A 25,480-nucleotide genomic window follows, 5' to 3' on the forward strand; every position below is an offset into this window, starting at 1 on the left:
TACAATCGCCAACTGGTTGAAGCGATGATCAAAGTGAAGGCGCTAAATAAGATCAACACCCTTGGTCTGCCTAAATATCAGTAAGTTAAGTGAGTTTATTAGAGAGCTGCATTTGATCAACAAGGCCGTAGCTATACGAAATATCCATGCTTTCATCTGCAACCAAATTCGCATTTAGGTTGTAGGAAGCATCAAGTTGTTTAGCGCTCATCGAAGTTAAATCAACCGAAAAGTTACGAAAGCGAAAAGAATCAATGGAATCAGTGGTTTTGTTATCACTCTCCCAGCCTAGCGCATCACCGTAAATCCCTTTCACTTCGATAACATTCATGCCAGCAGTTGTTGTTATACCGGTGTCATAGGCTTGTCCTACTTTAAGGTTAATCCCCTTGTTAGTTGAGCCTGCGCCTATTTGGGTATATACCGCAAGTGGGTCCGACATATCTTGTACTTCTTTTTCATTAGCTGACAAATTTGATAGTTGAAACGCAAGTGAAAATAAGAACGAAATTCGTAGAAAAGGCATGTGTTTTCCTTACACAAGTAATAAAAAGTTGCTTACTAATTCTTTAGGTACTTATAGTCTATTTATTTATTGAATTCAATCATCAAGCCGCTAAATAATTTGGAGTAGTTTAAATGAATATAGCGGTTTAGAATCTACCCGCTGCAATATAATAAAGTGGGTTTGGGTTTAATTATGATAATGGCTAACCTAGTAAAAACAGTAGAGAGTATACTTTAATAAAAAAGTTTTGATTTTATGAATAATTGATTTAAATCGTTTTTTACTAGATTAGAAACTAGACGTATTTTGTTTTCATCTTATACTAAACTGAGCTCTTTAGGAGTAAATAGTACTATTAATAAAAAGGGATAATTTATGAAAAAACTAATAGCGGCGGCTATTTGCAGCTTGGTTTCAACAGTAAGCCTAGCGTCAGATAAGCCAAACGTATTGGCCATAATGGTTGATGACGTTGCGCCAATTTCACTCAGTGCCTACTCACATGGTATGACCTACCCAACCCCTAATATTGATCGCATTGCTAACGAAGGTGCGTTGTTTACAGATCACTATGCTCAGCCTAGTTGTACAGCGGGTCGTGCCGCATTTTTAATGGGGCAATTACCTATTCGAACTGGCTTAACAACGGTAGGCCAACCGGGAAATCCTCTTGGTATTAAAGAAGCCGATCCCACCTTAGCTGAATTTTTAAAAGATCGCGGTTATATGACGGCGCAATACGGTAAAAACCACTTAGGTGATTTAGATGAACACTTACCAACAAAGCATGGCTTTGATGAATTTTACGGTAATTTGTATCACTTAAATGTATCTGAAGAGCCAGAGCAAGCGGATTACCCAAAAGATCCTAAGTTTGTGAAAAAATTTGGCCCACGTGGTGTTATCGAATCTTACGCCAATGGCAAAATCATTGATACGGGTCCACTTACTCGCAAACGTATGGAAACCTTTGACGAAGAAGTGTTAGAGCGTTCACTTAACTTTATGGAGCGTGCAGTTAAAGCGAAAAAGCCATTCTTTATTTGGCACGCTACAAGCCGAATGCATGTATACACTCACTTAAAACCTGAAAGTCGTAATTTAGCGACGGGCATTAGCTCTGAAGAAGATATTTTTGGTAGTGGTTTGATGGAACACGATGGTCATGTTGGTAAGCTACTGGATAAACTGGATGAGCTAAAAATTGCCGATAACACCATTGTTATTTACACCAGCGATAATGGCCCTGAACAATCAAGTTGGCCAGATGCTGGAACAACATCGTTCCGCGGCGAAAAAATGACAACATGGGAAGGGGGCGTGCGTGTGCCTTTCTTAGTTCGTTGGCCAAACAAAATACCAAAAGGCTTAAAGCTAAATGGTATTTCATCGCATGAAGATGTTTTCCCAACGATTGCCGCAGCACTTGGCGAGAACAACTTACGTGAAAAGCTTAAAAAGTCAGATAAAGTTTATATTGATGGTGAAAATAACTTAGCGTACTGGACTGGTAAGGCGGATAAATCAGCGCGGAACTTCTTCTTTTACTACTATGAATCACAGCTAACAGCTGTTCGTTTTGGCCCGTGGAAAATGCATTTTGCAACCAAACCAACAGGGTTATATTACGATGATATGGTAACGCACAGTATGCCTAAGCTATTTAACTTACGTAAAGATCCATTAGAGCACTACGACGGTATCACTGGCTTTCACCAAATTATGCGTAAGAGTTGGTTGCTACAGCCGATCATTGCTAAGTTAAATGAACATGTACAAACTTTTGTTGAGTTTCCACCGCGTCAGGAAGCGGCGTCACTTAACGTGAATGAAGCAATCGAAAAAGCAAAATCACTGAACTATGGACATTAATAGTTCTCCTTAAAGTTCAATAGAAAAGGGCCTACTTGGCCCTTTTCTAATGCTTATTTATTAATACTCTTCATCATTTCGAGCTGTTTCACAAACTGCTGAACTTGCTGGTTACCGGGCACTAACCTCGCTAAGTTTCTGGCATAAAACAACGCTTGATTGTAGTTTTCTTGTGCCACATACCACTGTGCCAGACTGTAGCTAATATCCGGGTTATTCGGAGTCAGATTAAAGGCGCGTTCAAGGGCAGATATAGCTGCTGGCATATTACCTAAATCTTGTAACAGTAATGCGTAGGTAAACTGATAGTTTGCATTTTCTTGTGCATACAGTGCAGCTTTTTGTAAATGATTAAGCGCGGTGTTCTTTTGTTTAGAGCGAATAAGGCTCATTGCCAGGGCATAATGAATATCGCCGCTTTCTGCGTTCACTGCTAAGCCTTGTTTTAAGATAGCTTGCGCAGCTTTTTCATCGCCTTGATTGCGATATAAATCAGCTAAATTCACATAAGCGGGAGCAAAAATAGGTTCAATACTGATGGCTTGTAAATAATATGCTTTGGCTTGTTCTGGCTTTTGTAATGTGAGCGCCAGATTCCCTAAATTAGTATGTGAGTAGCCGCGCTCTGCTTGGTATTGTTGAATATCTTTGTACTCATCGAGCGCTGAATTTAAGCGCTTAGTGTCTTGCTCATTGAGGCCAGCTGGGAACGGCTGAGTTAACATGGCCGCCAGAGCTCTTGCAGCTTCGGCTCTGATTGGTAAATGCTCATCATCTAAAAGCGGGTTTAATAAACGCCAGCGTTGGTTGATATCAAAAGGCATTGCCGCTTCAATGGCTGCTTGGCGTTTTAATGGCTCGTTGTCTTTTATTGAGCGAGCAATCGCAACGATAGCATTGTTATCGGGGCTTGCGGCTAAGCGGCTGAGCGCTGATGCGCGAATAATCTCAGGAAAGCCCTTATCTTGCACAATTTTAGTCAGCATGGTCGATGCATTAGGTAGGCGGTTATCGGCGGCATAAAACGCCTCAGAAAAATGCGCAGTACCAAGATATTTTGAATTTGGGTGCCAGTCTTTTATTTTGGCGACCGCCCATTGCGGCGTTTTATCTTCATGGCAGCTATTACAGGCATTGGGAGCATTGGTTTTTAACGTTAAATCAGGGCGAGGTACTCGAAAGCTGTGGTCGCGCCTTGCATCTACTTGCATATAGGTAGTGGTGGGCATATGACAATCGACACATTGGCTACCTGTACTTGCCACTTTATGGCCGTGATGCTTAGGTGTATCGAACACCTCTTGGCTATGACATTGCGTACAAGTTTGATTCCCAGGCAGTTTTAATTTACCCGAATGAGGGTTATGGCAGTTAGTACAGGTAACCCCTGCATTGAACATTTTACTTTGTAAAAACGAGCCCCATACATAGTCTTCATCCCATACTTGACCATCAACGTGATAAAGCTCAGGAGTGAGTAACGAGCCTTGAAAGTTTTGTAAAAAGCTATGTGGGTCTTTGCGGTCATCAAGCTGTGAACGGCGAGCATGACAGGTTGCACACACTTGCACTTGCTCGCTTTTTACCAGTGGCTGTACGCTTTGCATACTGCCATCAGCTTGTTGAGTAAACAGTGGGGTTTGCTTTTTAATGTTATGGGTAAAGCCCTTATCGGCAATACTGCTATCGCCATCAGCCCATTTTAAATGAGCTTGGCTATCGCCATGACACGCTTTACAGCTCACGTTAATGCTTGAATAACTTGAGTTAAAGCTATTCGTTTTAAGGTCAAATTGCTTTTTGAAATCAGTTGAGTGGCAATCAGCACACATATGATTCCAGTTTTGGCCTTTTTGCGCCCAATGAAATAGGTCGTGCTGTTTCTGCTCAGGATGCAATACAAACCAGCGCTGACCGCCTTGCGCTTTGCTGCGTGAGTCCCACGCAAACGGAAATAGCTGTATGTGGCCTTGGCCCATATCAAACATGTATTGCTGCAGTGGCTCATAGCCAAATGTGTATAAAACAGGGTAGTCAGTCAGCTTGCCATCAAGGTTTGGCATGCTTATAAAAAGTTGTTGGCCTTGTTGATAGAAGCGCGCTGGTTGGCCTTGGTAGTCTAGAGTTTGATCATTGAAATTACCAAGCACCGAAGCGGGAGTGGCTTTTTCCATAGCATGAAAATGATGGGATGTTTGCCAGTCTTCAACTTGGCTCTGATGACAGTTAACACACTGGGATTCTGCAAACACACTAAATGCGAACAAGCTGCATAGCAGCCAAGCCAATCTTATCACTAAATAAATCCTTTTTATTTTTACCACATGCACTTATGAGTTATATCAGTTTGTTACTGATAAGCAAAGTCGGCTTATTAAAACGAGGGTGTAAAAAAGCCCGATAAACTCGGGCTCAGTAGATTATAGACTTTTCTTTGGTGGAAGCGCGACGTTAGCAAAAATAAGCCCCGCCACTAATGACATAAATATCAAGAAGGTTTGTTGGCCAATATGCTCTGCATAGACGAAATCTTGACCTTCAATTAATGAGTTCAAACCAATATAGGTTTTACTCCCCGGTACTAATACGATTAAACCTTGCATAGCAACAATGGAGGCAGGTGCATTAGCAACACGGTTAAACAAGTTACTAAAAACCCCTACAGATAAAGCGCCAACAAATGTGCCAAGTGTGTAGTCTAGATACATGGCAGATCCAATGCTTGTGCCATAGGCGATAAAGCCAGACGCAATAGACCAACCCGCATGCTTTAGTTTGGTTCTAAAAATCACGATTAGGCTGCTACATAGCATGAATATAGCAAGCCATGCTGTCCATTTTGGTAAAGGCTCTGGTTGCACGTAGTCTGCTTGACCAAACATAGCGAAACCAATGCCAATACCAATAAAAGCACCAAAATACAGCTTAAACAGCAGCATGAATGAGTCCATCACCCGTGCTGTACCAGACACCAAGTGCCGTGCTGCAAGCTCAGCTAACCCTAAAGCTAATGCTAAGCCGGGTATAAACACAATGATGGCTGATAGCACCACCAATCGTATGTTTATTTCGGCGTCTAGGTAAACACTGACCGCACACGCGATAATTGCAGAAACAATGGCCACTAAAGGCTCAAGCATATGCGCGACGCGTTTTGAGCGTGTTGACCAAAGCACAAATAAGTACACCACTAAGGTGATCAGTGCTGACCAAAACACATCATTCCAACCGGTACCCATTAACATGGCAAATGCACCGCCAGAGGTTGCAAAAGCAACGCCGGTCATAAATTTATTATACGGGTTTGGCAGGTTGTAAATGATGTCGAGTTGTTTATCGACCTCTTGTAGCGTTAGCTCACCGTTAAGCATTTTGTTTACTAAATCATCGGTATCTGCCAGCGAGCCTAAGTCGTGATCGCCCGGATCAACACGCGCAACATGGGTGTACTCTTCTTCGTGACCATCTGTCCAAATAACAAAGGTCACTGATGTTGGCGACATAACAAAAGATGATTTTAAGCCGAGGTAAGTCGCAACTTCCATTAAGTGCGCTTCTAGTCGGTAAGCAGGTGTACCGTATTTATGAAGCATTTTGCCAAGCTTCACGATAAATTTTCGTTTTTCAGTAAACGTTGCGGTTTTCAAAGGCGTTTTGAACCAAAGGTTAAATTGTTCAGTTAAGGATAGACCAAAATTCAATAAGATATAGTCTAGTCGTAAGACAATATCGCTTAAATTGACCAGCGCGATTTTAGCGACAAAAGCCGCTATGTCTAGTGTTATTTACAGCAAAATTACTTATTTTTAGCTTCAATCCATTGCGCCATATATTGGGTAGATCGCATGGTGTGATGTTTGAGCATTTGGCCGGTAAAGTTTTGCTGTCTATGCTGTGCTAATGACTCACTAATGGCGGTGATTTTAGCGATTAACTGCGACTGAAGTTTTGATTTATCATAATATTTTTGCAATAACAGCTGGCCATTTTGCTGTGCCTGAATAAATAACGCTTCATCTTGATAAAGTGCCACTGCTGCATCAGCAAATTGCTGTGCATCTTCACATATTGCACCTGACCACGGCTCGTTTTGATGCATGCCTTCACTGCCAATCGGAGTTGTTACGCTTGGTGTTTGCATGATCATTGCTTCGAGTAACTTGCCTTTAATACCTGCACCAAAACGCAGTGGAGACAAACACACGCGTGCATCTTCCATGACTTTGTAGGCATCATCAGCCCAGCCTTTTATTAAGAAACCGGTTTTTGGATTGTTCAGCGCTGTCGCCTTTGGTGGCGGGTAAGAGCCGTAAATGTGTAGTTCGGCATCGGGCAATTGTTTGCGGATCAGCGGCCAAATTTGTTGTAAGTACAAAACAGCATCCCAGTTTGGCGCATGACGAAAATTACCTATGGTCATAAAGTGTTTACGCTCTGCAAATGCTTTGGTGCTGGTAGGAATATGCTGCAAATCAACCAAAAATGGTAAGTGGTGAAGTAGGGCGCTATCAACTTTGAAAACGTCATTGAGTAGCTGCATCTCGTAGTGCGAGATAATTAAGCTGATGTCTGAGCGTAAAATAGCGGCGATTTCTCGCTTTGCAATATCACTGTGTAAATCGCTATGGCTGAATTCTCGGCCTGCTTTGTGAGCTTCGTGGCGTGCATTTCTGAGGCACTGTAAATCTTCGGTATCAAGAATTTTAAGTGCGTTAGGGCAGTATTTATCGACTCGCCAGCCAAACTGCTCTTCCATCATAAAGCGATCAAACATCACAATATCAGGATTATACCTTTGCACGTACTCATCAAAGCTTGAGCAGTTTAATGCAATTACCTGCGTGGTGATGCCATCTTCGCTGAGATCTACCATATGTTCGGTTTTTTGCGCTGGGCTTGCAAATTCAACTTGCCAATTTTCTGCACGAAAGGCGCGCAGGAGTGACATCATGTGGGTGCCGGCTGCAGACGAATTAGGCTCAGGCCAAACATAGCCGATCACTAACACTTTTTTCATTGACTTGAGTCTCGTATTTTTAAGTTAACATCCACCAAGGTGCGAACTGGGGGTGTTGATTTATCTAATAGTTCTTTTAACACCTGACAGGTGCGTTTACCGATCTCGTCGGCATTAATAGCGATGGTCGAAAGAGAAGGCAGCATTAAGCGCGAATCTTCTAAGTCATCAAAGCCAATAACTTTGATATCTTTACCCGGCTCGAGACCGTGTTGACGCATTGCTTCAATCGCGCCGTAGGCAATAACATCATTAAAACAGACAATGGCTTTGGTATTTGGCGCTTGCTTTATAAGGGTATTAAAGGCTTCTCGACCACCTTGGCGATTGGTCGGCGCTTGAATAACAGGTTTTTCGTCAGTGATATTAAATTGCTCCAGCGCAGATAAAAAACCACTTAAACGTTCATGGTAATCAGATATTTCTGCGGTGCCACCTAAAAAGGCTATATCTTCAATACCTTGCGATAAAATATGGCTGGTTGAAATGTGTGTGCCTTTCTTGTTATCAGGCAAAATACACGGCGCTGCTGAAAATGGAATTTCGCGCATGATATTAATAACCGGAAAGCCGCTATTTATTAAATCATCTTGCCACTGCTGCTGTGTGCCCGGAGCCGGACACATAATAAATGCTGCTACATTGTATTCTTTTAAGGTTTTCACCACTTGGGTTTGTCTTTCTACGCACTCTGCAATATTTACCAGCATCGGCAACATACCAAGCTCAAAAATGTGTTTTTCGAGGCCAACAGCAAGTTGAGCTGAGTAGGGGTTGGTTAAATCATTTATAACCAACGCGACTAGGTTTGATCGTTTACTGCGAAGCGCTGCTGCATCACGGTTATACACATAGCCTAGCTTATCAATGGCTGCCAGCACTTTTTCTTTACTCTTTTTACTGACCTTATCACTGTTGGTAAGGACCAAAGACACGGTTGATTTTGAAACCTGTGCCTGTTCAGCAACATCCCAGATAGTGACTTTGCCTGTCGATTTTTTCATTTTTATTAGCAAAAGTGGTGAATAGCGTGTGTCTATTTTAGCTTAAAGTAGGTGTTTAAGTCACTGATTGGCTGCTAAAAGAGCCGAAACTCTTTATGAAATGCTGCAAACATGTTCTACTTGTTTACATAATCGAAAATAAAAACGAAAAAGGAACGAACATGAAAGCATTTAAATTGCTTTTTGCGCTAGTCATTGGCGCAGCTGTTTGCATACCAAGTTTTGCTAATCAAGGTTATCAAACTCCATCGCCAGCGCTAGCTGCTGTGGTTGACGCTAAGCTTGCGCCTAGTAGTTATTTATCAAATGATGGTCAGTGGCTGGCGTTATTTGATAGAAAACGCATTGATACACTACAAGACTTGGCTAAAGAAGAGTTAAAACTTGCGGGTATTAAGCTTAACCCTGCTAATTTTTCGCGCTCACGAGTGCGTAATAAGTTTACATCTTTAGTGCTTAAGCATGTTGAAACCGGCTCTGAAATTGTTGTATCGGGTTTGCCAAATGGCATTTTACGCTCACCAAGTTGGTCAAGTGACAGTCAGTACTTAGCGTTTGTGGTTGAGCAAGCATCCAGTGCTAATTTATGGGTTTATAATGTTAGTACTAAACAAGCCCGTCAGTTAAGTGACACCTCGCTTAATTCGGTTTTAACCAGCACACCTTATACTTGGCTACCAGATAGCAGCGCCATTGTTGCTAATGCAGCGGTTAATATTGGTAAAGCTCGCTTAACAAACGATAGCACGCAAGTGATGCCTGTTATTCAACAAAGTAGTGGTGAGAAAGCACCAGCGAGAACTTATCAAAACTTATTAACCAGCCCATTTGATGAAGCCCTATTTAAGTTTTACGCACAAAGCCAATTAACTTATATTCCGCTCAGTGGTCAGGGCCAACCGATTGGTCAACCTGGGTTAATTAAAGCGTTTTCGGTGTCGCCTGATTCAACCAACATTTTGGTTAGTATGATTGATGAGCCTTTTTCATATCAAGTACCTTTCAGTCGTTTTGCTGCTACATGGCAAATTTGGGGGATGCGTGGTTATACTTTAGCTGAGCTCGCAAAACAGCCTTTAGCTGATAACATTCCACAAGGCTATGACAGTGTTAGAACCGGTCGCCGTGATTTTCAATGGCGAGCAGATCAAGGGGCTGAGGTTATTTGGGCTGAGGCCCAAGACGGCGGCGATATGAAAAACGACGTGCCTTATCACGATCACCTTTATAGCCTAAAAGCCCCCTTTAAACGCGATGCTAAGTTATTTGCCAAAGTTGAACGCCGTTTTGACTCAATTGCTTGGGGCAATGGCAATGTAGCCTTATTATCTGAGTGGCGCTTTAGCGACCGACAAAAACGAGTTTTTGTTATTCAACCGCGTAATGCAGATAAAAACCGCGTGCTATTTTCTGAGCGTAGCTATAACGATGCCTACAAAGATCCCGGCTATCCAATTTATGAAAAGAATGACTTAGGTGCTGATGTATTAAAAGTTGTTGGCGGTCGTTACCTTTTCTTACGCGGTAACGGTGCATCTGAACAAGGCAATATTCCGTTTTTAGACCGTTATGATGTAAAAACGAATACCACAACACGCGTTTGGCAGTCAGAAGCGCCATACTATGAGCGTGTGCGTGCAATGCTTGATGACGAAGGCGAACGTTTAATTACCATTCGTGAATCTAAAACTGAGCAGCCTAACTTCTTTATTCGCGACTTAGACGATAAAACCCTCACTCAACTTACGACCTTTGAGCACCCTTACCCAGAATTTAAAGGAGTGACTAAAGAGTTAATTCGATACAAACGTGACGATGGCGTTGAGCTAAGTGGTACGCTTTATTTGCCGCCGGGTTATGATTCAACACAAGGCCCGTTACCAGTTCTAATGTGGGCTTATCCACTTGAATATAAAGATAAAGCTGTTGCGTCACAAATGCGCGAATCGCCGTATGAATTTACCTATATCGGTTATTGGGGACCAATGCCTTATCTTGCAAAAGGTATTGCCGTATTTGACGACCCGAAAATGCCAATTGTGGGTGTTGACGGTAAAGAGCCAAACGACTTATTCCGTAAGCAGCTGGTGGCAAGTGCTAAGGCAGCGGTAGATGTACTTGTAGAAAAAGGTGTGGCAGATAAAGACAAAATTGCCATTGCCGGTCACTCTTATGGTGCCTTTATGGTGGCGAATTTACTAGCACACAGCGACTTATTTAAAACGGGTATTGCCCGCAGTGGTGCTTACAACCGCACCCTAACGCCATTTGGTTTTCAAGGTGAAGAACGTGATTTTTGGCAAGCACAAGATGTGTACGCGGCGATGTCACCGTTTTTCCACGCTGAGAAAATCAATGAGCCTATGCTGATGATCCACGGTCAAGAAGATCCAAATTCGGGTACCTTCCCAATGCAAAGCGAGCGTATGTATGCTGCATTAAAAGGCCTAGGAAAAGAGGCTCGTTTAGTTATGTTACCTTATGAGGCGCATGGCTATCGCGCTCGAAAGAGCCTGCTGCATGTACTTTGGGAGCAAGAGCAGTGGTTAGATAAATACTTATTAAGTGACGAAAAACCCGAAGAGCCAGTTGCCGTTGAAGGTGACACTCAGTAATTATTTAGTTACTTATATTAAAAATCCCCGCTTAATAGCGGGGATTTTTGTATTGGCTACTTGCATATTCTTTTATCGATTTATATTTAAAAACTGGCAAATGATCATAAGCATGAGAATGTAAGATTTTTCTGATTTAACCAATATTAATTAAAATATTCTTACTAAGTCCGTCAAGTGGTAGTAGATTTAGACTGAATGGTGAAACAAGCAGTTTACCAACTCTAGGATAAATGATGTTCTAGTTATCAGTCATGTATATGGTTTTTGATGCTGGTTGTGGGGTGAGTATCGGCCGGAACTAAATTTTTATACTAAGAGATTTGACCAATGGTAAAGATGAAAATAGATAAAAGTTGTGCCTTACTTCTTATTGCGTCTTTTGGCTTAATTCCTATAGCTCTTTCTTATGGAGTAAATCCTGAGCTAAGTCTAAATTACCTGTTTGAGCTAGATATAAACAATGTTAATGGCAATCATATTTTTAGAGCTGTCATGTTTTTGTATATATTTAATTTGTCTTTCTGGCTTTTAGGGGTTGTAAGAGCATCGTATCGTCGCATTGCATTAATCGCGTTATCTATATTTATGCTTGGTTTAGCAATGGGTAGGTTATTAAGCTTCATGTTAGACGGGTTGCCCCACTGGCTATTAATTTTATATTTTATACTGGAATTTTCTATAGGTTTCAGTGCTTTGTTTCTTATAACACAAAAGCAGAATGAAGAGTGAAAAACACTCATTGGATTGGTTGAATTGAGTCAATAATAAACCGCCATTTTTACACGAACGTGGTTTTAGCTTCTAATTTTATTTTTTAATTTTCAGCGTTTATTTAAAATTGCTACAGCAATTTGAAAGTGAGTTCACTAATACATTAAAGGAATAATGAAATGTTTATAATTCAACTAACGTTTTCTGATAATAAATCTCAAGCTAAAGATTTCATGGAAGGCCATAAAAAGTGGCTTCAGACAGGCTTTGATAAAGGTATTTTTGTATTATCAGGAAGCTTGCAGCCTAACGCAGGCGGCGGCATTATTGCAGTCGATGTTTCAAAACAGGAGATCGAAGAAATTATCGCTGAAGATCCTTTTGTAATCGAAAATGTAGTTAAATCTGAAATCATTGAGTTAACGCCATCTGAAGCTGATGAACGCTTATCATTTTTACTTGATAATCGGTTTTAATTGCTCGCTTAACCAATCAATAAACACTCGGGTACGTCTTGGTAAGTGACGTCGATTTGGGTAGACGATGTTCATAGGCATGGGCGGCAAATTATAGTCAGGTAAAACTTGGATAAGTTCACCACGGCTGAGCTCGTCGAGAACCCCATGACGAGGCACTTGAATAAGGCCAAGCCCTGCTAAACACGCTGCTTTATAAGCATCAGTATTGTTGACTGTGAGCTGCGATTTCATGGTGAGGGTTTGCCAATCGCCTTGTGTATCTTGGTATTCGAAGCCGGGGTCAAGTTGACCGAGTGTTTGGCTATAGCGAACAATGTAGTGCTCGGCTAAATCGCTAAGTTTTGTGATGTTGCCATAGTTTTTAATATAACCTGGGCTTACACAGTTAATCATCGGGCAGTGGCCAATTCTTTTCGCAATCAGCGATGAGTCTTCTAATTGACCGACTCGCACTACGCAATCAAAGCCTTCTTCAATTAGGTTAACTCGTCTGTCTGAACTACTCAGTTCAATCTCTAATTGCGGGTGTGCAGATAAAAAGCTGTCTAGATTCGGCAGCACTAAACGCCGGCTAATTGGCTGTGGCATATCTACTCTAAGACGCCCTGATAACGCTTCGTCTTTTTTATGAAATAGGGTTTGTAGTTCGTCTATATCAGCAAGCATATCTTTGCAGCGCTGATAAAAAACCGTGCCTTCGTTGGTCAGCGTAACTCGCCTTGTTGTGCGGTTTAGAAGCCGAGCACCTAACGTATCTTCGAGTTGTTTGACCAACTGCGAGACGGATGATTTAGGCATGCTCAACGCAAGTGCTGCAGCCGAAAAGCTTTTTAGCTCTGCAACCTGAACAAAGGTTTTCATGGCATTCAGTTCATTCATGATTGTTTGTTATTTACGAACAGTTAATTCAATTTTACATGGTTTATCTGGTTTTGCAGTGTAAATATACTGGTTGCTCACAATTACTTCAAAGCAAAAGGGTAAGCATGATGAGCAACAAAATTGCAGTGATCACAGGTGGTAATCGCGGTTTAGGTAAAAATACAGTTTTAAGTTTGGCACGTAAGAACATTGATTGTGTATTTACTTACAGAAGCCATAAAGATGAAGCGCAGCAAGTTGTAGAGGAAGTAGCTGCACTGGGGGCAAAAGCCGTCGCCATTCAACTTGATGTGAGCGATATTTTAGGTTTTGCTGAATTCAAACAAACACTTGAAAGTACCTTAGCAACACAATGGCAAACATCTCGATTTGATTATTTAATCAATAATGCAGGTCATGGCAGTGACAGTGCATTTGCTGATACCAGCGAAGCTATGTTTGATAATTTGATGAATGTTCATGTAAAAGGTGTGTTTTTCTTAACGCAAACATTGCATGAGATGATCAATGATGGCGGGCGTATTATTAACTTATCTTCAGGGCTGACACGTTTTGCATTACCGGGAAAAGCGGCCTACGCCACCATGAAAGGAGCCGTTGAGGTATTAACTAAATACCTGGCAAAGGAACTTGCTGGTCGCAATATTGCCGTGAATGTCGTCGCACCAGGCGCAATTGCCACTGATTTTGGTGGCGGTGCTGTCCGTGATAATGAGCATGTTGCTCAATTAGTCAGTTCATTTACAGCTATGGGACGCGTTGGCCAAGCTGATGATATTGGTCCTATGATTGCGCAATTACTCGGTGATGAAAACCGTTGGGTGACCGGGCAACGCATTGAAGCATCGGGCGGTATGTTTTTATGACCCTGTTAGCAATCGCGTGTTTGTTTGCTTATTTAAGTGAATGTGTTTTAATCGCTTTCTCTTTTTAAGTAATAATCATGTGATTGCATATATGCTCGATTTAGCAGTACTCGCGGTTTTTATTCCGACCTTTTTCTTTGTTTCTATTACACCCGGTATGTGTATGACGCTCGCTATGACGTTGGGGATGAGTGTGGGCGTTAGACGTACGCTTTGGATGATGGTAGGCGAGGTGTTAGGCGTTGCCACGGTAGCCATTGCTGCGGTGATAGGGGTTGCCAGTATTATGCTTAATTACCCTGAGTTATTTGCCTTTTTAAAATACCTAGGTGGCGCGTACTTAATATACTTAGGTGTTAATATGTGGCGCGCTAAAACCAGCTTTAAACCTAACGATGATACACAGCAACAAATTGGTCGTGGGCAATTATTTTCGCAGGGTTATATCACTGCCATTGCAAACCCAAAAGGGTGGGCATTTATGATTTCTTTACTCCCTCCGTTTATTAATGTTGATTTAGCGGTTGCCCCTCAGCTTGCGGTATTAGTGAGCATTATTATGCTGAGCGAATTTATCTGTATGTTGATTTACGCAACAGGCGGAAAGAGCTTAAGGCTGTTTTTAGATAAAGGCGATAATGTGAAGTGGTTAAACCGTATTGCTGGCGCGCTAATGATGTGTGTGGGCGTTTGGCTGGCGCTGGGTTAACGCTAATTTGGATAATACCCATCCGCATATGGGTATTATCCTTATTGAGTCTTAATCAACTAATTCAACTTGCTTTGATACATGGTTAAAGCACAGTTTTAAAGTATCAATGGCGGTTTTTGTTTTTGCCGCTAAGCTGTCTCTCGCTGGAGTCACTGCGTAAACAGTGTAATTAGGCATTGCCCACTCGGGTGCAATTTCAACCAGCTCTTTCGATTTTAGTAAATGTCTTACTTCTGGCTCTGGTAGCACGCCATAGCCAACACCATCACACACTAATTTAATTAAGCTTTGCATATTATTTACGGTGATCTTTGCTTTTGGTAATGGCTTGCTTGCCAGCGTTAATGGGTTAAACGCGTTGCTGTCGGCATTGCTGTGTGCAATACGGGCAAAGTTACCAAGGTCATCCCAACTTGCTTTATCGAGTTTGCTAATTGCATGGTCTTTATGAGCACATAACTTTAACGGCCAAGTTGCTAATTTACGAGCAACGAGGTTAGAGTCAGTTAATGGGCCAATCGCAATCGCTAGGTCAGCGCCGCATTTGATCATATCAATTGGCTCATCAGTCAAAATTAACTGAATACGTAAATCATCAAACTCGTTAATTAAGCGATCTAGTGGTTCGCTTAGCAATCCACCACCAAAACCTACAGGCGCAACTAATTTGAGCTCACCACTTGGCTTATTTTGTAGATTTTGTAACTGCGTACTGGCTTGATCTGCCAGTGCTAGCATTTTTAAACAGCTTTGATAATACAGGTGGCCAGCTTCGGTCAAAGTGAGTTCGCGAGGGCTGCGGTTAAATAGGCTCAATCCGATTTCTTGCTCTAATTGCTTAATGTGTTGACTGACAGCCGATGTGGTCATCGATAACTCTGTCGCTGCACTGCTCATATTGCCCGTTTCAACAGTACGAGAAAATACACGCAATGTTTTGATCAGCTTGGAATTCATGGTTCAGGCCTTCTTAATTCAGTTTTAAGAAATCGTAAATTGTGAAAATCGGGACTTCTCATTAGTATGCAAACGCTAATTATTATCATTTATAAACAAAAAGTCACGGAGTATTATTATGACGAGGGTTGTTTCTTCTGTTTTACCACTCACCGCTGCTGTGTTAGCAGGTCTTTCCCATTTTGCATACGCTGATGACAAAAAACAAGACATGGAGGTCATCGTTGTATCGGCTTCCGGTTACGAGCAAATGCTAAAAGAGGCGCCAGCCAGTATCAGTGTTATTGATCGTGAGCAGCTTGAAAAGCGTTTTTATCGTGATCTAACCGATGCGATGACTGACGTACCCGGTGTGGTTGTTACAGGTGGTGGCGACAGAAAAGATATCAGCCTTCGCGGTATGGCAAGTCAATATACTTTGATTTTAATTGATGGTCAGCGTCAAACCTCACGTGAAACACGACCAAATAGTGATGGCCCAGGTGTTGAAGGGGCATGGACTCCGCCTATTTCAGCGATTGATCGAATTGAAGTTATTCGCGGTCCTATGTCGTCGTTATATGGCTCAGATGCCATTGGTGGGGTTATCAATATTATAACTCGTAAAACACCTGAAAAATGGTACGGTGAATTACGCTTAGACAGCACGATTCAAGAATCAAGTGAATCGGGTAATATCAACCAAGGCAGTTTCTTTACTGCGGGTAGCTTAATTCCTGAGTTATTAGGTATGCAGTTATCTGGTCAATTTTCAAAGCGTGATGAAGACGATTTTGAAGCCGGTTTTCGTGGTAAAGAGCAAAGTAATATCAAAGCGAAGTTTATATTAACGCCATCTGATAACCACGAAATCATGCTTGAAGTGGGCTCTGCAAAACAAAAACTCGACGAAACATTAGGCAAAACGGTTGCACCTTTAGCTGAAGGCGAAAGTTGTGGTCGAAATGGTTGCCCTGAGTCATCAACCACAGAATATGACCAAGAAAGCTACTCACTAAGCCATAATGGCTTTTATGATTTTGGCTCATCACGCAGCTACTTAAAGTACGATAAATTCGATAATACCTCTCGTGAAATGTACGTCGAAAATACCGATGCACAAACAAGCTGGACTTTACCATTTACCAATCATAATGCTGCATTTGGTGCGTCATATTTAAAAGAAGAGCTAGACGATTACACCAGTAACCGCATTAGTGACTTAACGCATGTTGAGAACGAGCAATGGTCAGTATTTGCCGAAGATGAATGGGCTGCAACCAAGCAGTTTAAACTCACTACCGGTCTTCGTTATGATCATGATGGTAATTTTTCAGGCCATTTCAGCCCGCGTTTATATGGTGTGTATACAGCAACTAAGTCGTTGACGGTGAAAGGCGGTATCTCAACAGGCTTTAGAGCGCCGAATATTCGTCAATCTACCGCAGCTTGGGGGCAAGTGAGCCGAGGTGGTAATATTTACGGTAACCCAGATTTAAGCCCTGAAAAATCAATAAACTACGAAATGGGTATCTACTATGATGCCAGCCGTGATTTATCGCTTTCAAGCACGGTATTTTACAACGAGTTTGAAGATAAAATTACCCGTATTTCGTGCCCAGTTACACAGTGTACTGATGGACCAAACCAGTTTGGTTCAATGCCAACGACCTATGTCAATGTGGATGAAGCCGTTACGCAAGGCTTTGAGTTATCAGTATCTTACGACATAACCAGTGAGCTTGATGTCAGTGCCAACTACACCTACACCGATTCTGAGCAAAAAACCGGTGAATACAAAGGCAGCCCACTTAACCAATTACCTAAGCATATTTTACAAACTTCAGTTAATTGGCGCCCAGTTGATAAGCTAGGTACCTGGCTACGTGTTCATTACCGTGGTGAAGAAAGCCAGCCGACAACAGGCCCGTCGCAAGACAGCTTAATTGCGCCAGATTACACCTTGGCTGATATTGGTGGTAACTACGATTTAAGCCGCAGCATTAAGTTAGGATTTGGTGTTTATAACTTGTTTGATAAAGAAATCACCGAAGCTGAATACGGATATATTGAAGATGGTCGTCGTTATTGGCTATCAGTAGGGTTTAATTTTTAAGCCCATACCTTAGTAAAAGCAAAGCCAACGAGTTACGTTGGCTTTGTTAATATAATTGGTTTTAATTTCAAAAATAACAACAAAGCAAGCCGTGCTGCTTTTGGGTTGTTTCTTAATAGTCGTATAGCACTATAGTTATAGTTCTCTTTTTTAATAGTTCTACTACATTGGGTTAGTCATCAACTGACAGACAACAATGATAACAACTATAAAGGCGATATATGCAAAAAGTAACACAATTATGTAAACGAAAATCAGCGTCGTTTACTCCGCTCGCAGTGCTCTGTGCTGCTATTTTCTCACAGCCAAGTTTTGCAGGGAGTTGGCAGCAAAATGTCAGCATTGGTGGTTTTAATAATGTTCATATTTACACTCCTGATACGCAATCAAGCATAGGCAATGGCCATTCTTTGATGCTGGTATTACATGGCTGCGTACAACCCATTAATAACTACTTAACTGCGAATCTTGAAGATGCAGCCGAAGCCCATGGCATGGTAATAGCCGTTCCTGATGCTATGAATAAAGCAGGCTATAGCTGCTGGTCATATTGGCAAGGAGCAATCAATCGTAGCTCTGGCGATTATAAAAATCTGATTAATTTAGCCAATACATTAAGTGGTGATGCGGCGCGAAATATTGACCCTAAACAAGTGTACATTGCAGGTTTATCATCTGGGGCGGCAATGGCTGCACAAACGGCTTGTGTAGCGCCTGATGTATTTGCCGGGGTTGCACCAAGCGCCGGGCCGACCATCGGCACAAGTTCAAGTGGGGCAATTTCGACTTGTGAAACAGTGTCTGAAAACACCTTTGTATCCCGCTGTGAAAGCTATGCTGGCAGTTATAAAGATCATTTTGCCACCCAAATAGCGGCAATAGGTCACGGCACTGCCGATACCACAGTCAATACCTGTTATAACCAGCAAAACGCAGATGGCTTTGCTGCGCTTTATGGGGTTAATCAACTTTCAGGCACGACGACAATAAGTGATGATGCAACGCGTACCGCTGAGCTGTCACTTTGGCAAGACAATCGGGTTGCTATGCTGTGGTTTAATAATTTGGATCATTCGTGGTCGGGCGGGCAAGGTGCGTCTGGGGATTATGTGGCGGCAAACAGCATTAATTTTGCAACCTATCTCGGTGAGTACTTTGCGGCTAATAATAAACGAGTTGATCGTAATGCAGGCCCTGAAATTAGTAATTTAACTGCCACAGACAGTAATAACCAGCTCACCATTACTGGCAGTGCAATCGACCCAGAAGGCAGTGTAACGAATGTTGATATTAACGTGTATAACCTAGCCGGTGGCGCGGCAAGCTTAATTGAGTCACTGAACGTGCAAGTCGATGCGAATAATACATTTAGCGGGGTGACAAGTGCACTCAACGATGGTCTTTATGAAGTGCGTGTAAGTGCCACAGATAACGAAGCGAAACAAGGTGATGAAGCTAATCTTACGGTACGTGTAGGGCCAGAACCAGCAGCTACAGCACCGGTACTGAGTGATACTGCGGCAAGTGTAAACGGGCAGTGCGCTACAGTAACGGGCACGGTGATTGATGATAATCAAAACTTAAGTAGCGTTGTGGTAAGTTTTAGCAATGGTGATGTGACGGCTACAGTAAATGGGCTTGAGTACTTTGCTGAGCAATGCAATTTGGCTGGTGGCAATAATACCGCAGTGATCACCGCGAGCGATGATACTTTGCTGACATCAACAGATAGCATTAGTTTTGTCATCGATGCTGGCGTGACAGGCGATTACAATCTTCATATCAACGAAGGCCATATTAGCTGGGGCGAAGGTTATTCTGCCTGTTATTTAGCGTTTGGAACCGCTGCATTTACTATGCGCGAGTATTCAGCGGGTACCAATCAATGTCAGTGGATTGCTGATGATGACTCAAGTTGTGCAGGGCCATTACAAGCATGCAAAACCACCACAGAACCGACTAATGACGCAGACAACGATGGTGTGCTCGACGGCGCAGATAATTGCCCGAATGTAGCAAATGCTGATCAAGCTGATAACGATAATGACGGGATTGGTAATGTGTGTGACAGCACTCCAGATGGTGAAACGAGTGACTCTGACAGCGATGGTGTCAGTGATAGCCTAGATAACTGTCCGCTGGTGGCCAATAGTGATCAGATAGATAGTGATGCAGATGGTGTGGGTGATGCGTGTGACTCAACACCGAATGGTGATTACCAATGCAGCGAAACCACTTCAAGCAACTATGCACATGTGCAAGCAAACCGCGCAACCACCAATGGTTCTTACGCCTATGCGGTGGGCTCAGGTGATAATTTAGGTCTTTATAATACCTTTTATACCAGTACTTTAGCGCAAACTAGTGCTGGGTATTATGAATTAGGCAATTGCCCTAATTAATAGATGTGTGTCGCCCAGCCGGGCGACACTTCTTTCTAAACAGCGTTTAAAGCTTATACGTAAGAGTGAGGCTACCGTTTGTTGGCGCGCCATAATAACCCACGGTTTGTAAGCTATTAATGTACTGCTCATCAGTAATATTATTAACGTTTGCCTGTACTGCAACTTGGTCATTAATATTCCAACGCGCGAAGGCGTTTAGCAGGGCGTAACTATCTTGCTTAACATTGTAATCAGTGCTTTCGATTTTAGATTGCCAACGACCATTTAAACCAACAACCACTGCATCTGTTAACGTATAATCTACTGTTACACCGACAACATCGCGAGGTGCCCATTTATTAGTGTCATCACCATTTTCATCAGTTACATCAATATGTGTATAAGATGCGACGATATTCATAGCGTCGGTGATTTTACCTGTGACTTCAAATTCATAGCCTTCTGACTCAATAGACACGCCTTCATAGTAATAAATACCATCTTCAGTGAGGCCCGCATATTGCGCAAAGTTATCTTGCTCTGCAGTAAAATAAGCAAATGTTGTCATTAAGGCATCATCAAACCAAGAAGCCTTAACACCGGTTTCAAAGTTAGTGCCTTTGGTAGGTGCTAAATATTGGCCGTTGTAATCAGCTTGTTCTTGTGGCTGATAAATATCTGAGTAACTGGCATATAAGTTTAAATCGTCGTTTAACTTATAGGTAAAACCGATATATGGGCTTGTCTCGCTCTCATCATTATCGATAGATGCACTGGCATTCATGCCTGAACGTTCAAACTCAATAGCGTTAAAACCAACCACGGTAAATAATTTATCAGTAATATTTAACTGAGCCGAGCCAAAGTAACGGGTTAGCTTTTGTTCAATATCTGAATACAGAACCGGTGTTAACCAATCAGGTTCTGGGATCGCATCTAAATCGTATGGGAACGCAGGCGTTGGTCCGTAAGCCGGTGTATTTGCAAAATCAAACGGGTGTTGATACATCACATCATCACTTTTTGCATGGCTTACTCCAAAGCTTGCTTGGTGCTCTTTACCAAACAATTCAAAGGCACCAAATGCTTTGATTTCAAATAAGTCAGCATCCACTTCGCTATCATAACGACCCGGCCAACCACTTAGGCCAAGATTGGTGTCTTTATCAATGCTGCCACTGGCATAAAATAGTTTGTCTTGCTCTTCAAAACCACGGAAGTTGTAGCTCGCTTGAAGCTGCCATGCGTTTGCAAAAACATAGTTGTATTCAACAAACGCTGAGGTGTTAATGGTGTCCCACATTGTCCACTCTTGGGTGGTTGTGTCGCTGACATCCCATTTAGCTTGCGTACCATCTGTGTAGTTATAAACAAGGCCGCCCCAAGTATTGCCATCGGTATCAGCGTCTTGATATGAGTAACCCATAGTAACCGTTGAGTTATCAGTAAGCTGACCATCTACCACCGCAGAGAAAAACTCGCGATTGTTCTCAAGGCCATCTAGGTATGATTCTTTATCTTCTGCGGCAGCCACAAAACGAGCAGCCCAACTACCTGATTCGGTTAATAATAATGAGTAGTCAGCTTGTAAACGTTTAAAATCCCATGAGCCAACAGAGACACCGATTTCGCCGCCGTTTTCGTTTTTAGGGCGTTTGCGTACATAGTTAAGCGTACCCGATGCATTACCTACACCAGTGAGTAAGCCATTGGCACCACGAATAACTTCAATTTTTTCGTAGCCATATGCTTCCATTGCGCCGGTAACGATCCCCCAGTCATTCGGTAAGCCAACTCCATCGATTTGTGTATTCTTAATTTCAAAACCACGCGATGTATAGTTGGTACGGTTCGTTTCCCATTCTTCAACATTGATACCCGGGGCTAAGCGTAAAGCATCATTAATGTTAAAAGCGGAATAATTTTTTAGCTGCTCAGCAGAGATCACACTGATTGATTGCGGCGTTTCATCAATTTCTAATGCTAAACCTGTTGCGCCTTCACTAATACGGTTTTGACGTATGCCAACAATTTCGATTTTTTCGAGATTAGCTTCTACGTCAGCTGTTTGCTCCGCAAAACTGATTTGAGGGTAAAGTGCACAAAGAATAGCGGTTGCAACAGGCAACTGAGTGAATTTCATTTTTATCTCCGCGTGTTATTTAGCTGGTTTTTAGGGTTTTTGTGTTTGATAAGGAAACAATTTGCGGGTAAGTTATCACAAATGATAATAACTATCATCATCATTTATCGCAAATGGTGATATGTTAATATAAATAAGTTTAAAAAATTAGTTTTTGAAATGCTCTTGAGGTGCTTATATTAATTCGGCTAATTAAGAGAAGTGTTTTTAGGTAATAAAACCTGAGTGATATTAGGCAAAAATTTGTTGCTAAGTTGTTCTCAGAAATTGAACCTCGATTGCTTTAGCTGGTGCGCCTATAAAGCTATAAATAAGCTAATTTTAAAGCTAGTAGTGAAAGGTGTTATTTTTAAAAATAATTAAGCTTTATTGCCATTTAATGAAATTCAAATGAAGTAAACACAAAAAAGGCGCCAGTTGGCGCCTTAAATTCGGGGTATTTTATTTTCTTCGCAGAGAATACGTATCATGACCTATTAGCGTTACAGTTTGGGCAAGACTTACCTCTTCAATATCCATTACAACCACACGCTCTCTAGAGTGAAGGACTTCTGAATCAAGAGATTGCTCTTCTTGAAGCATATAGAAGTGATTACCAATCTGGCCACCACTATGATCGATATTAGCTTCGTGAAGACTGTATTCTTTGTAGCCAGCAACAGTCTCTAGCGTTCCAGATGTACCAGAGCCAGGTAAAATAGCAAGGTACGAAACACGCTCAGCAAAGTGTCCTTCATTCAAGCTTTCTTGCTCGTAAAATGCTGCATCAAATCCAGTGCTCGTTAGGTTAGCAGCGCGCGTATAGACGGTGTGGCTTCCATTGAAAGTCTGTACTTGTAAAAACAAATATGGCTGTTTTTCAAATGAGTCTTTGAACTCAACAGCTTTATATTCTCTCGTGCCACTTAACATAAAGCTGCCAACCTCAACAATAGTGCCATCATTCATAGTGTAACGGCCTTCATCCATTGCTAGAAAGTCAAACGACTCAACATCTTTATGAGCATCTTTGATGTATTGCCATTTTTGAAATGAGACAGCATAGCTATTGTCGCTTACATTGGTTAATCTTAGCGCTCCACCATTAGGATCATTATTAGTAGGCGCCGATGTGAAGATAGCCGGTGCTGTAAAATATTGGTCAGCAAAGTCGAATGACTTCCATTTGGCACCCAGTTGGTCCATCACTTTTTCTGAATAATAAGCGATACCTTCGTTCTCGATTAAACAAGGCGCTTGCGTGTAACATTCCGTCGTATTTTGCGTATTAGTCGTTAAATCATTGATACGTACAGGCAAGCTTGCAACAAAACATGATTTACCCGTGTATGGGCTTAATTTATAAAGTTTTGATTCGTTTTTGTCACCATGGTCATTGATAACTGAGCGACTGATGATAATGTCACCTTTTTGACTCAGTGTTGCACCACCAACATTTACTAAGTTGTGTTCAGCAAGCTTTGTGTATTGATAATTGCTTTGATCAACACTGTAAACCGATGTCGCAGTGATCAGGAAAAGTTCGCCATTTTTGATAACTAAATCAGCTCGGCTTAAGCCTTCAACATCACTAAAGTCTGCAAGCTCAGTTGTACTACCTGTATTTTTATCAATTTTTAGTAGCTTAGAATAACTAACTGCAATTAATGAGTCAGTTTGAGGATCATAGGTTAAACCAATAACAGAACTCGTTCTGCCAACAGAAACATGCTCACCTGTAGCATGGTCTAAATACGCTAAACGACTATATTTAAACTTTTCGCCTTGGATTGGCAACTGTGATGATTGCTCTTCACTAATATTAAGGTGAGAGGTATCAACTTTGTACTCTAGTGGAATAGGTGATGAAACATAATAAGTTCGGTTTGTTGTTTCATCATAAGCAATAGCCGATGAGCTAAATTTAGCGATTGAATCGGCTTTAGCTGTTTTATTTTGTTCGTCTAGGCTAAACATAATGCCAAGTTCGCCTCGGCCTGAATTCATCGCAAACAACTCGCCCTGACAGCTATTTGCAGTTGCATTGCTTGCTGTCATAACACCAGCAACAGCAAGGGTCGATAATAACAAGTTATTTTTCTTAGACATACGTATATTCCACTAGTTAGTACATTAGGATACAAAGCAAAAAGGTGAGCCTTGTATTAATAATGAGCATTATAGTGAGAACAGTAACTTTACGAATGCCGAGAAAAGCTGTTTTTAAGTCTTTAAATTAATCCTTTACTATTAAAAATTGACTCTTTTAGAGTCAATCAATCACATTTCTGACTTTTCTGATCCTCCTCCGATGAGTGAGACATTGTGCTGCCAACAGAAGCCGTGATAACCAATAAAATCGCTAACCACTGCCATACACTAAGCAACTCAGCTAAAATAATAAATCCAGCAAGTGCAGCAATGGCAGGTTCTAGGCTCATCATGATGCTAAAGCCTTGTGCTGGCATATTACGCAGCGCAACCATCTCTAAAGTGTATGGCAGCGCACTTGACATGATGGCGACTAAAATACCAAGCGGCAGAACTTCCCAGCTCAAGAGTGCTGCGCCTTGTGAAGCTGCGCCATAAGGTACAAGTACAATCGCGGCAACGCTCATCCCCATAGCAACCGTCATCCCGCCAGAGCCTTGGTTACCTGTTTTTTTGCCGAACAAAATATAAAACGCCCAACAGGCACCAGCCGCAAGGGCTAGAATCACACCGACGGGGTCGAGGCTGTCTTCGCCTTTCATATCAGGTAATAATAAAATAATGCCTGCAATAGCACAGGCTACCCAGAATAAATCGCGCTTTTTACGTGACGAAAGTAAAGCAACTGCAAGGGGACCGGTAAACTCCAGCGCAACACCTATTCCTAAAGGGATACGCTCAATTGCGTAATAAAATAGAATGTTCATACCACCTAAGCTCAGACCATAGATGATAATCGGCATGCGTTGACCCATTGGCGGAAGCGCGCGCCAAGGTTTAAACACAAGGCACAAAATGGCAGCTGAAAAACCCAAGCGTAGGGCAGTGGTTCCCTCAGGGCCTATTATAGGAAATAATTGCTTTGCAACAGAGGCTCCCGATTGAATGGTAACCATTGCAAGAAGTACGCAAATAACAGCAACAAAAAACGGTGGGATGGTGCGTTGCATCACTGTCCTTATGAATTATTAAGAGCTTAAGTTTGCGGCGATTTTACTGATGTTTTAGTTTATAAGAAACGTTTTTCGTTAAATGGACATGG

Annotated in this window: 18 protein-coding genes; 8 read left to right on the plus strand and 10 right to left on the minus strand. The window is 41.9% G+C overall.

The genetic code is table 11. The features are described from left to right. Window positions 1-85 precede the first annotated feature (85 nt). Window positions 86-526, minus strand: coding sequence for a hypothetical protein (locus NH454_RS12435; protein ID WP_253039216.1), 441 nt, complete (start codon window positions 524-526; stop codon window positions 86-88). Between the two features lie 357 nt (window positions 527-883). Here NH454_RS12435 and NH454_RS12440 point away from each other — a divergent pair, with 357 nt between their 5' ends. Next, a complete protein-coding gene (locus tag NH454_RS12440) occupies window positions 884-2,380 on the plus strand; it encodes an arylsulfatase (protein ID WP_135926884.1) in 1,497 nt (498 codons plus the stop codon). A 53-nt stretch (window positions 2,381-2,433) separates the two neighbouring features. Here the strand turns inward: NH454_RS12440 and NH454_RS12445 are convergent, their stop codons facing one another. From NH454_RS12445 to NH454_RS12460, 4 genes are all read right to left on the minus strand, one after another. Further along, a complete protein-coding gene (locus NH454_RS12445; RefSeq protein ID WP_249930222.1) occupies window positions 2,434-4,677 on the minus strand; it encodes a tetratricopeptide repeat protein in 2,244 nt (747 codons plus the stop codon). Window positions 4,678-4,800: 123 nt separating this feature from the next. Then, entirely contained in the window at window positions 4,801-6,027 is a 1,227-nt protein-coding gene (locus NH454_RS12450; protein ID WP_138557799.1) for a threonine/serine exporter family protein, read from the minus strand. Between the two features lie 149 nt (window positions 6,028-6,176). Continuing rightward, complete coding sequence (locus NH454_RS12455; protein ID WP_253039218.1) at window positions 6,177-7,397, minus strand: glycosyltransferase; 1,221 nt, start codon at window positions 7,395-7,397, stop codon at window positions 6,177-6,179. Next, entirely contained in the window at window positions 7,394-8,401 is a 1,008-nt protein-coding gene (locus tag NH454_RS12460) for a LacI family DNA-binding transcriptional regulator (protein ID WP_138557797.1), read from the minus strand. The genes NH454_RS12455 and NH454_RS12460 overlap by 4 nt, the downstream gene beginning before the upstream one ends. 161 nt (window positions 8,402-8,562) lie before the next feature. Between NH454_RS12460 and NH454_RS12465 the strand changes: the two genes are divergently transcribed. The 3 genes from NH454_RS12465 to NH454_RS12475 all read left to right on the plus strand — a co-directional run bounded on the left by NH454_RS12465 (window position 8,563) and on the right by NH454_RS12475 (window position 12,206). Beyond that, window positions 8,563-11,016 (plus strand): prolyl oligopeptidase family serine peptidase, encoded by a 2,454-nt coding sequence (locus tag NH454_RS12465; protein WP_253039220.1) that lies wholly within the window; start codon window positions 8,563-8,565, stop codon window positions 11,014-11,016. Between the two features lie 339 nt (window positions 11,017-11,355). Beyond that, window positions 11,356-11,748 (plus strand): DUF4345 domain-containing protein, encoded by a 393-nt coding sequence (locus NH454_RS12470; protein ID WP_253039222.1) that lies wholly within the window; start codon window positions 11,356-11,358, stop codon window positions 11,746-11,748. 161 nt (window positions 11,749-11,909) lie between these two features. Further along, the gene (locus tag NH454_RS12475) at window positions 11,910-12,206 is read left to right on the plus strand and encodes a hypothetical protein (protein WP_253039224.1); all 297 of its coding nucleotides are present in this window, start codon (window positions 11,910-11,912) and stop codon (window positions 12,204-12,206) included. On the opposite strand, the gene NH454_RS12480 is transcribed toward NH454_RS12475, so the two are convergent. Next, window positions 12,186-13,088 carry a LysR family transcriptional regulator gene (locus NH454_RS12480; RefSeq protein WP_253039226.1) on the minus strand — a complete coding sequence of 301 codons (903 nt, stop codon included), beginning with the start codon at window positions 13,086-13,088 and terminating at the stop codon, window positions 12,186-12,188. The genes NH454_RS12475 and NH454_RS12480 overlap by 21 nt on opposite strands. A 107-nt stretch (window positions 13,089-13,195) precedes the next feature. Here NH454_RS12480 and NH454_RS12485 point away from each other — a divergent pair, with 107 nt between their 5' ends. Next, entirely contained in the window at window positions 13,196-13,957 is a 762-nt protein-coding gene (locus NH454_RS12485) for an SDR family oxidoreductase (RefSeq protein ID WP_205994335.1), read from the plus strand. A gap of 91 nt (window positions 13,958-14,048) precedes the next feature. Beyond that, window positions 14,049-14,666 carry a LysE family translocator gene (locus NH454_RS12490; RefSeq protein WP_054562642.1) on the plus strand — a complete coding sequence of 206 codons (618 nt, stop codon included), beginning with the start codon at window positions 14,049-14,051 and terminating at the stop codon, window positions 14,664-14,666. Between the two features lie 51 nt (window positions 14,667-14,717). On the opposite strand, the gene NH454_RS12495 is transcribed toward NH454_RS12490, so the two are convergent. After that, window positions 14,718-15,626 carry a LysR family transcriptional regulator gene (locus tag NH454_RS12495; RefSeq protein ID WP_253039228.1) on the minus strand — a complete coding sequence of 303 codons (909 nt, stop codon included), beginning with the start codon at window positions 15,624-15,626 and terminating at the stop codon, window positions 14,718-14,720. A gap of 118 nt (window positions 15,627-15,744) precedes the next feature. Here NH454_RS12495 and NH454_RS12500 point away from each other — a divergent pair, with 118 nt between their 5' ends. Both NH454_RS12500 and NH454_RS12505 read left to right on the plus strand, forming a co-directional pair. Continuing rightward, window positions 15,745-17,721 (plus strand): ligand-gated channel protein, encoded by a 1,977-nt coding sequence (locus NH454_RS12500; protein WP_253039230.1) that lies wholly within the window; start codon window positions 15,745-15,747, stop codon window positions 17,719-17,721. 221 nt (window positions 17,722-17,942) lie between these two features. After that, window positions 17,943-20,123: a PHB depolymerase family esterase gene (locus NH454_RS12505; protein ID WP_253039232.1), complete on the plus strand. Its 2,181-nt coding sequence runs from the start codon at window positions 17,943-17,945 to the stop codon at window positions 20,121-20,123. Window positions 20,124-20,169: 46 nt separating this feature from the next. On the opposite strand, the gene NH454_RS12510 is transcribed toward NH454_RS12505, so the two are convergent. From NH454_RS12510 to NH454_RS12520, 3 genes are all read right to left on the minus strand, one after another. Beyond that, window positions 20,170-22,248 carry a TonB-dependent siderophore receptor gene (locus NH454_RS12510; RefSeq protein ID WP_253039234.1) on the minus strand — a complete coding sequence of 693 codons (2,079 nt, stop codon included), beginning with the start codon at window positions 22,246-22,248 and terminating at the stop codon, window positions 20,170-20,172. A 441-nt stretch (window positions 22,249-22,689) separates the two neighbouring features. After that, entirely contained in the window at window positions 22,690-24,336 is a 1,647-nt protein-coding gene (locus NH454_RS12515; protein WP_253039236.1) for a hypothetical protein, read from the minus strand. A 167-nt stretch (window positions 24,337-24,503) separates the two neighbouring features. Then, the gene (locus NH454_RS12520) at window positions 24,504-25,388 is read right to left on the minus strand and encodes a DMT family transporter (RefSeq protein ID WP_253039237.1); all 885 of its coding nucleotides are present in this window, start codon (window positions 25,386-25,388) and stop codon (window positions 24,504-24,506) included. Between the last annotated feature and the right edge of the window lie 92 nt (window positions 25,389-25,480).

This window comes from Pseudoalteromonas sp. Ps84H-4 (assembly GCF_024124645.1).
GTDB lineage: Bacteria > Pseudomonadota > Gammaproteobacteria > Enterobacterales > Alteromonadaceae > Pseudoalteromonas > Pseudoalteromonas lipolytica_C.

Bases quoted from the DNA above. Each gene is read 5' to 3' on its own strand.
- NH454_RS12435 (WP_253039216.1), bottom strand. From the start codon at position 526: ATGCCTTTTCTACGAATTTCGTTCTTATTTTCACTTGCGTTTCAACTA.
- NH454_RS12440 (WP_135926884.1), top strand. From the start codon at position 884: ATGAAAAAACTAATAGCGGCGGCTATTTGCAGCTTGGTTTCAACAGTA.
- NH454_RS12455 (WP_253039218.1), bottom strand. From the start codon at position 7,397: ATGAAAAAAGTGTTAGTGATCGGCTATGTTTGGCCTGAGCCTAATTCG.
- NH454_RS12460 (WP_138557797.1), bottom strand. From the start codon at position 8,401: ATGAAAAAATCGACAGGCAAAGTCACTATCTGGGATGTTGCTGAACAG.
- NH454_RS12465 (WP_253039220.1), top strand. From the start codon at position 8,563: ATGAAAGCATTTAAATTGCTTTTTGCGCTAGTCATTGGCGCAGCTGTT.
- NH454_RS12470 (WP_253039222.1), top strand. From the start codon at position 11,356: ATGAAAATAGATAAAAGTTGTGCCTTACTTCTTATTGCGTCTTTTGGC.
- NH454_RS12475 (WP_253039224.1), top strand. From the start codon at position 11,910: ATGTTTATAATTCAACTAACGTTTTCTGATAATAAATCTCAAGCTAAA.
- NH454_RS12480 (WP_253039226.1), bottom strand. From the start codon at position 13,088: ATGAATGAACTGAATGCCATGAAAACCTTTGTTCAGGTTGCAGAGCTA.
- NH454_RS12485 (WP_205994335.1), top strand. From the start codon at position 13,196: ATGATGAGCAACAAAATTGCAGTGATCACAGGTGGTAATCGCGGTTTA.
- NH454_RS12490 (WP_054562642.1), top strand. From the start codon at position 14,049: ATGCTCGATTTAGCAGTACTCGCGGTTTTTATTCCGACCTTTTTCTTT.
- NH454_RS12495 (WP_253039228.1), bottom strand. From the start codon at position 15,626: ATGAATTCCAAGCTGATCAAAACATTGCGTGTATTTTCTCGTACTGTT.
- NH454_RS12500 (WP_253039230.1), top strand. From the start codon at position 15,745: ATGACGAGGGTTGTTTCTTCTGTTTTACCACTCACCGCTGCTGTGTTA.
- NH454_RS12505 (WP_253039232.1), top strand. From the start codon at position 17,943: ATGCAAAAAGTAACACAATTATGTAAACGAAAATCAGCGTCGTTTACT.
- NH454_RS12510 (WP_253039234.1), bottom strand. From the start codon at position 22,248: ATGAAATTCACTCAGTTGCCTGTTGCAACCGCTATTCTTTGTGCACTT.
- NH454_RS12515 (WP_253039236.1), bottom strand. From the start codon at position 24,336: ATGTCTAAGAAAAATAACTTGTTATTATCGACCCTTGCTGTTGCTGGT.
- NH454_RS12520 (WP_253039237.1), bottom strand. From the start codon at position 25,388: ATGCAACGCACCATCCCACCGTTTTTTGTTGCTGTTATTTGCGTACTT.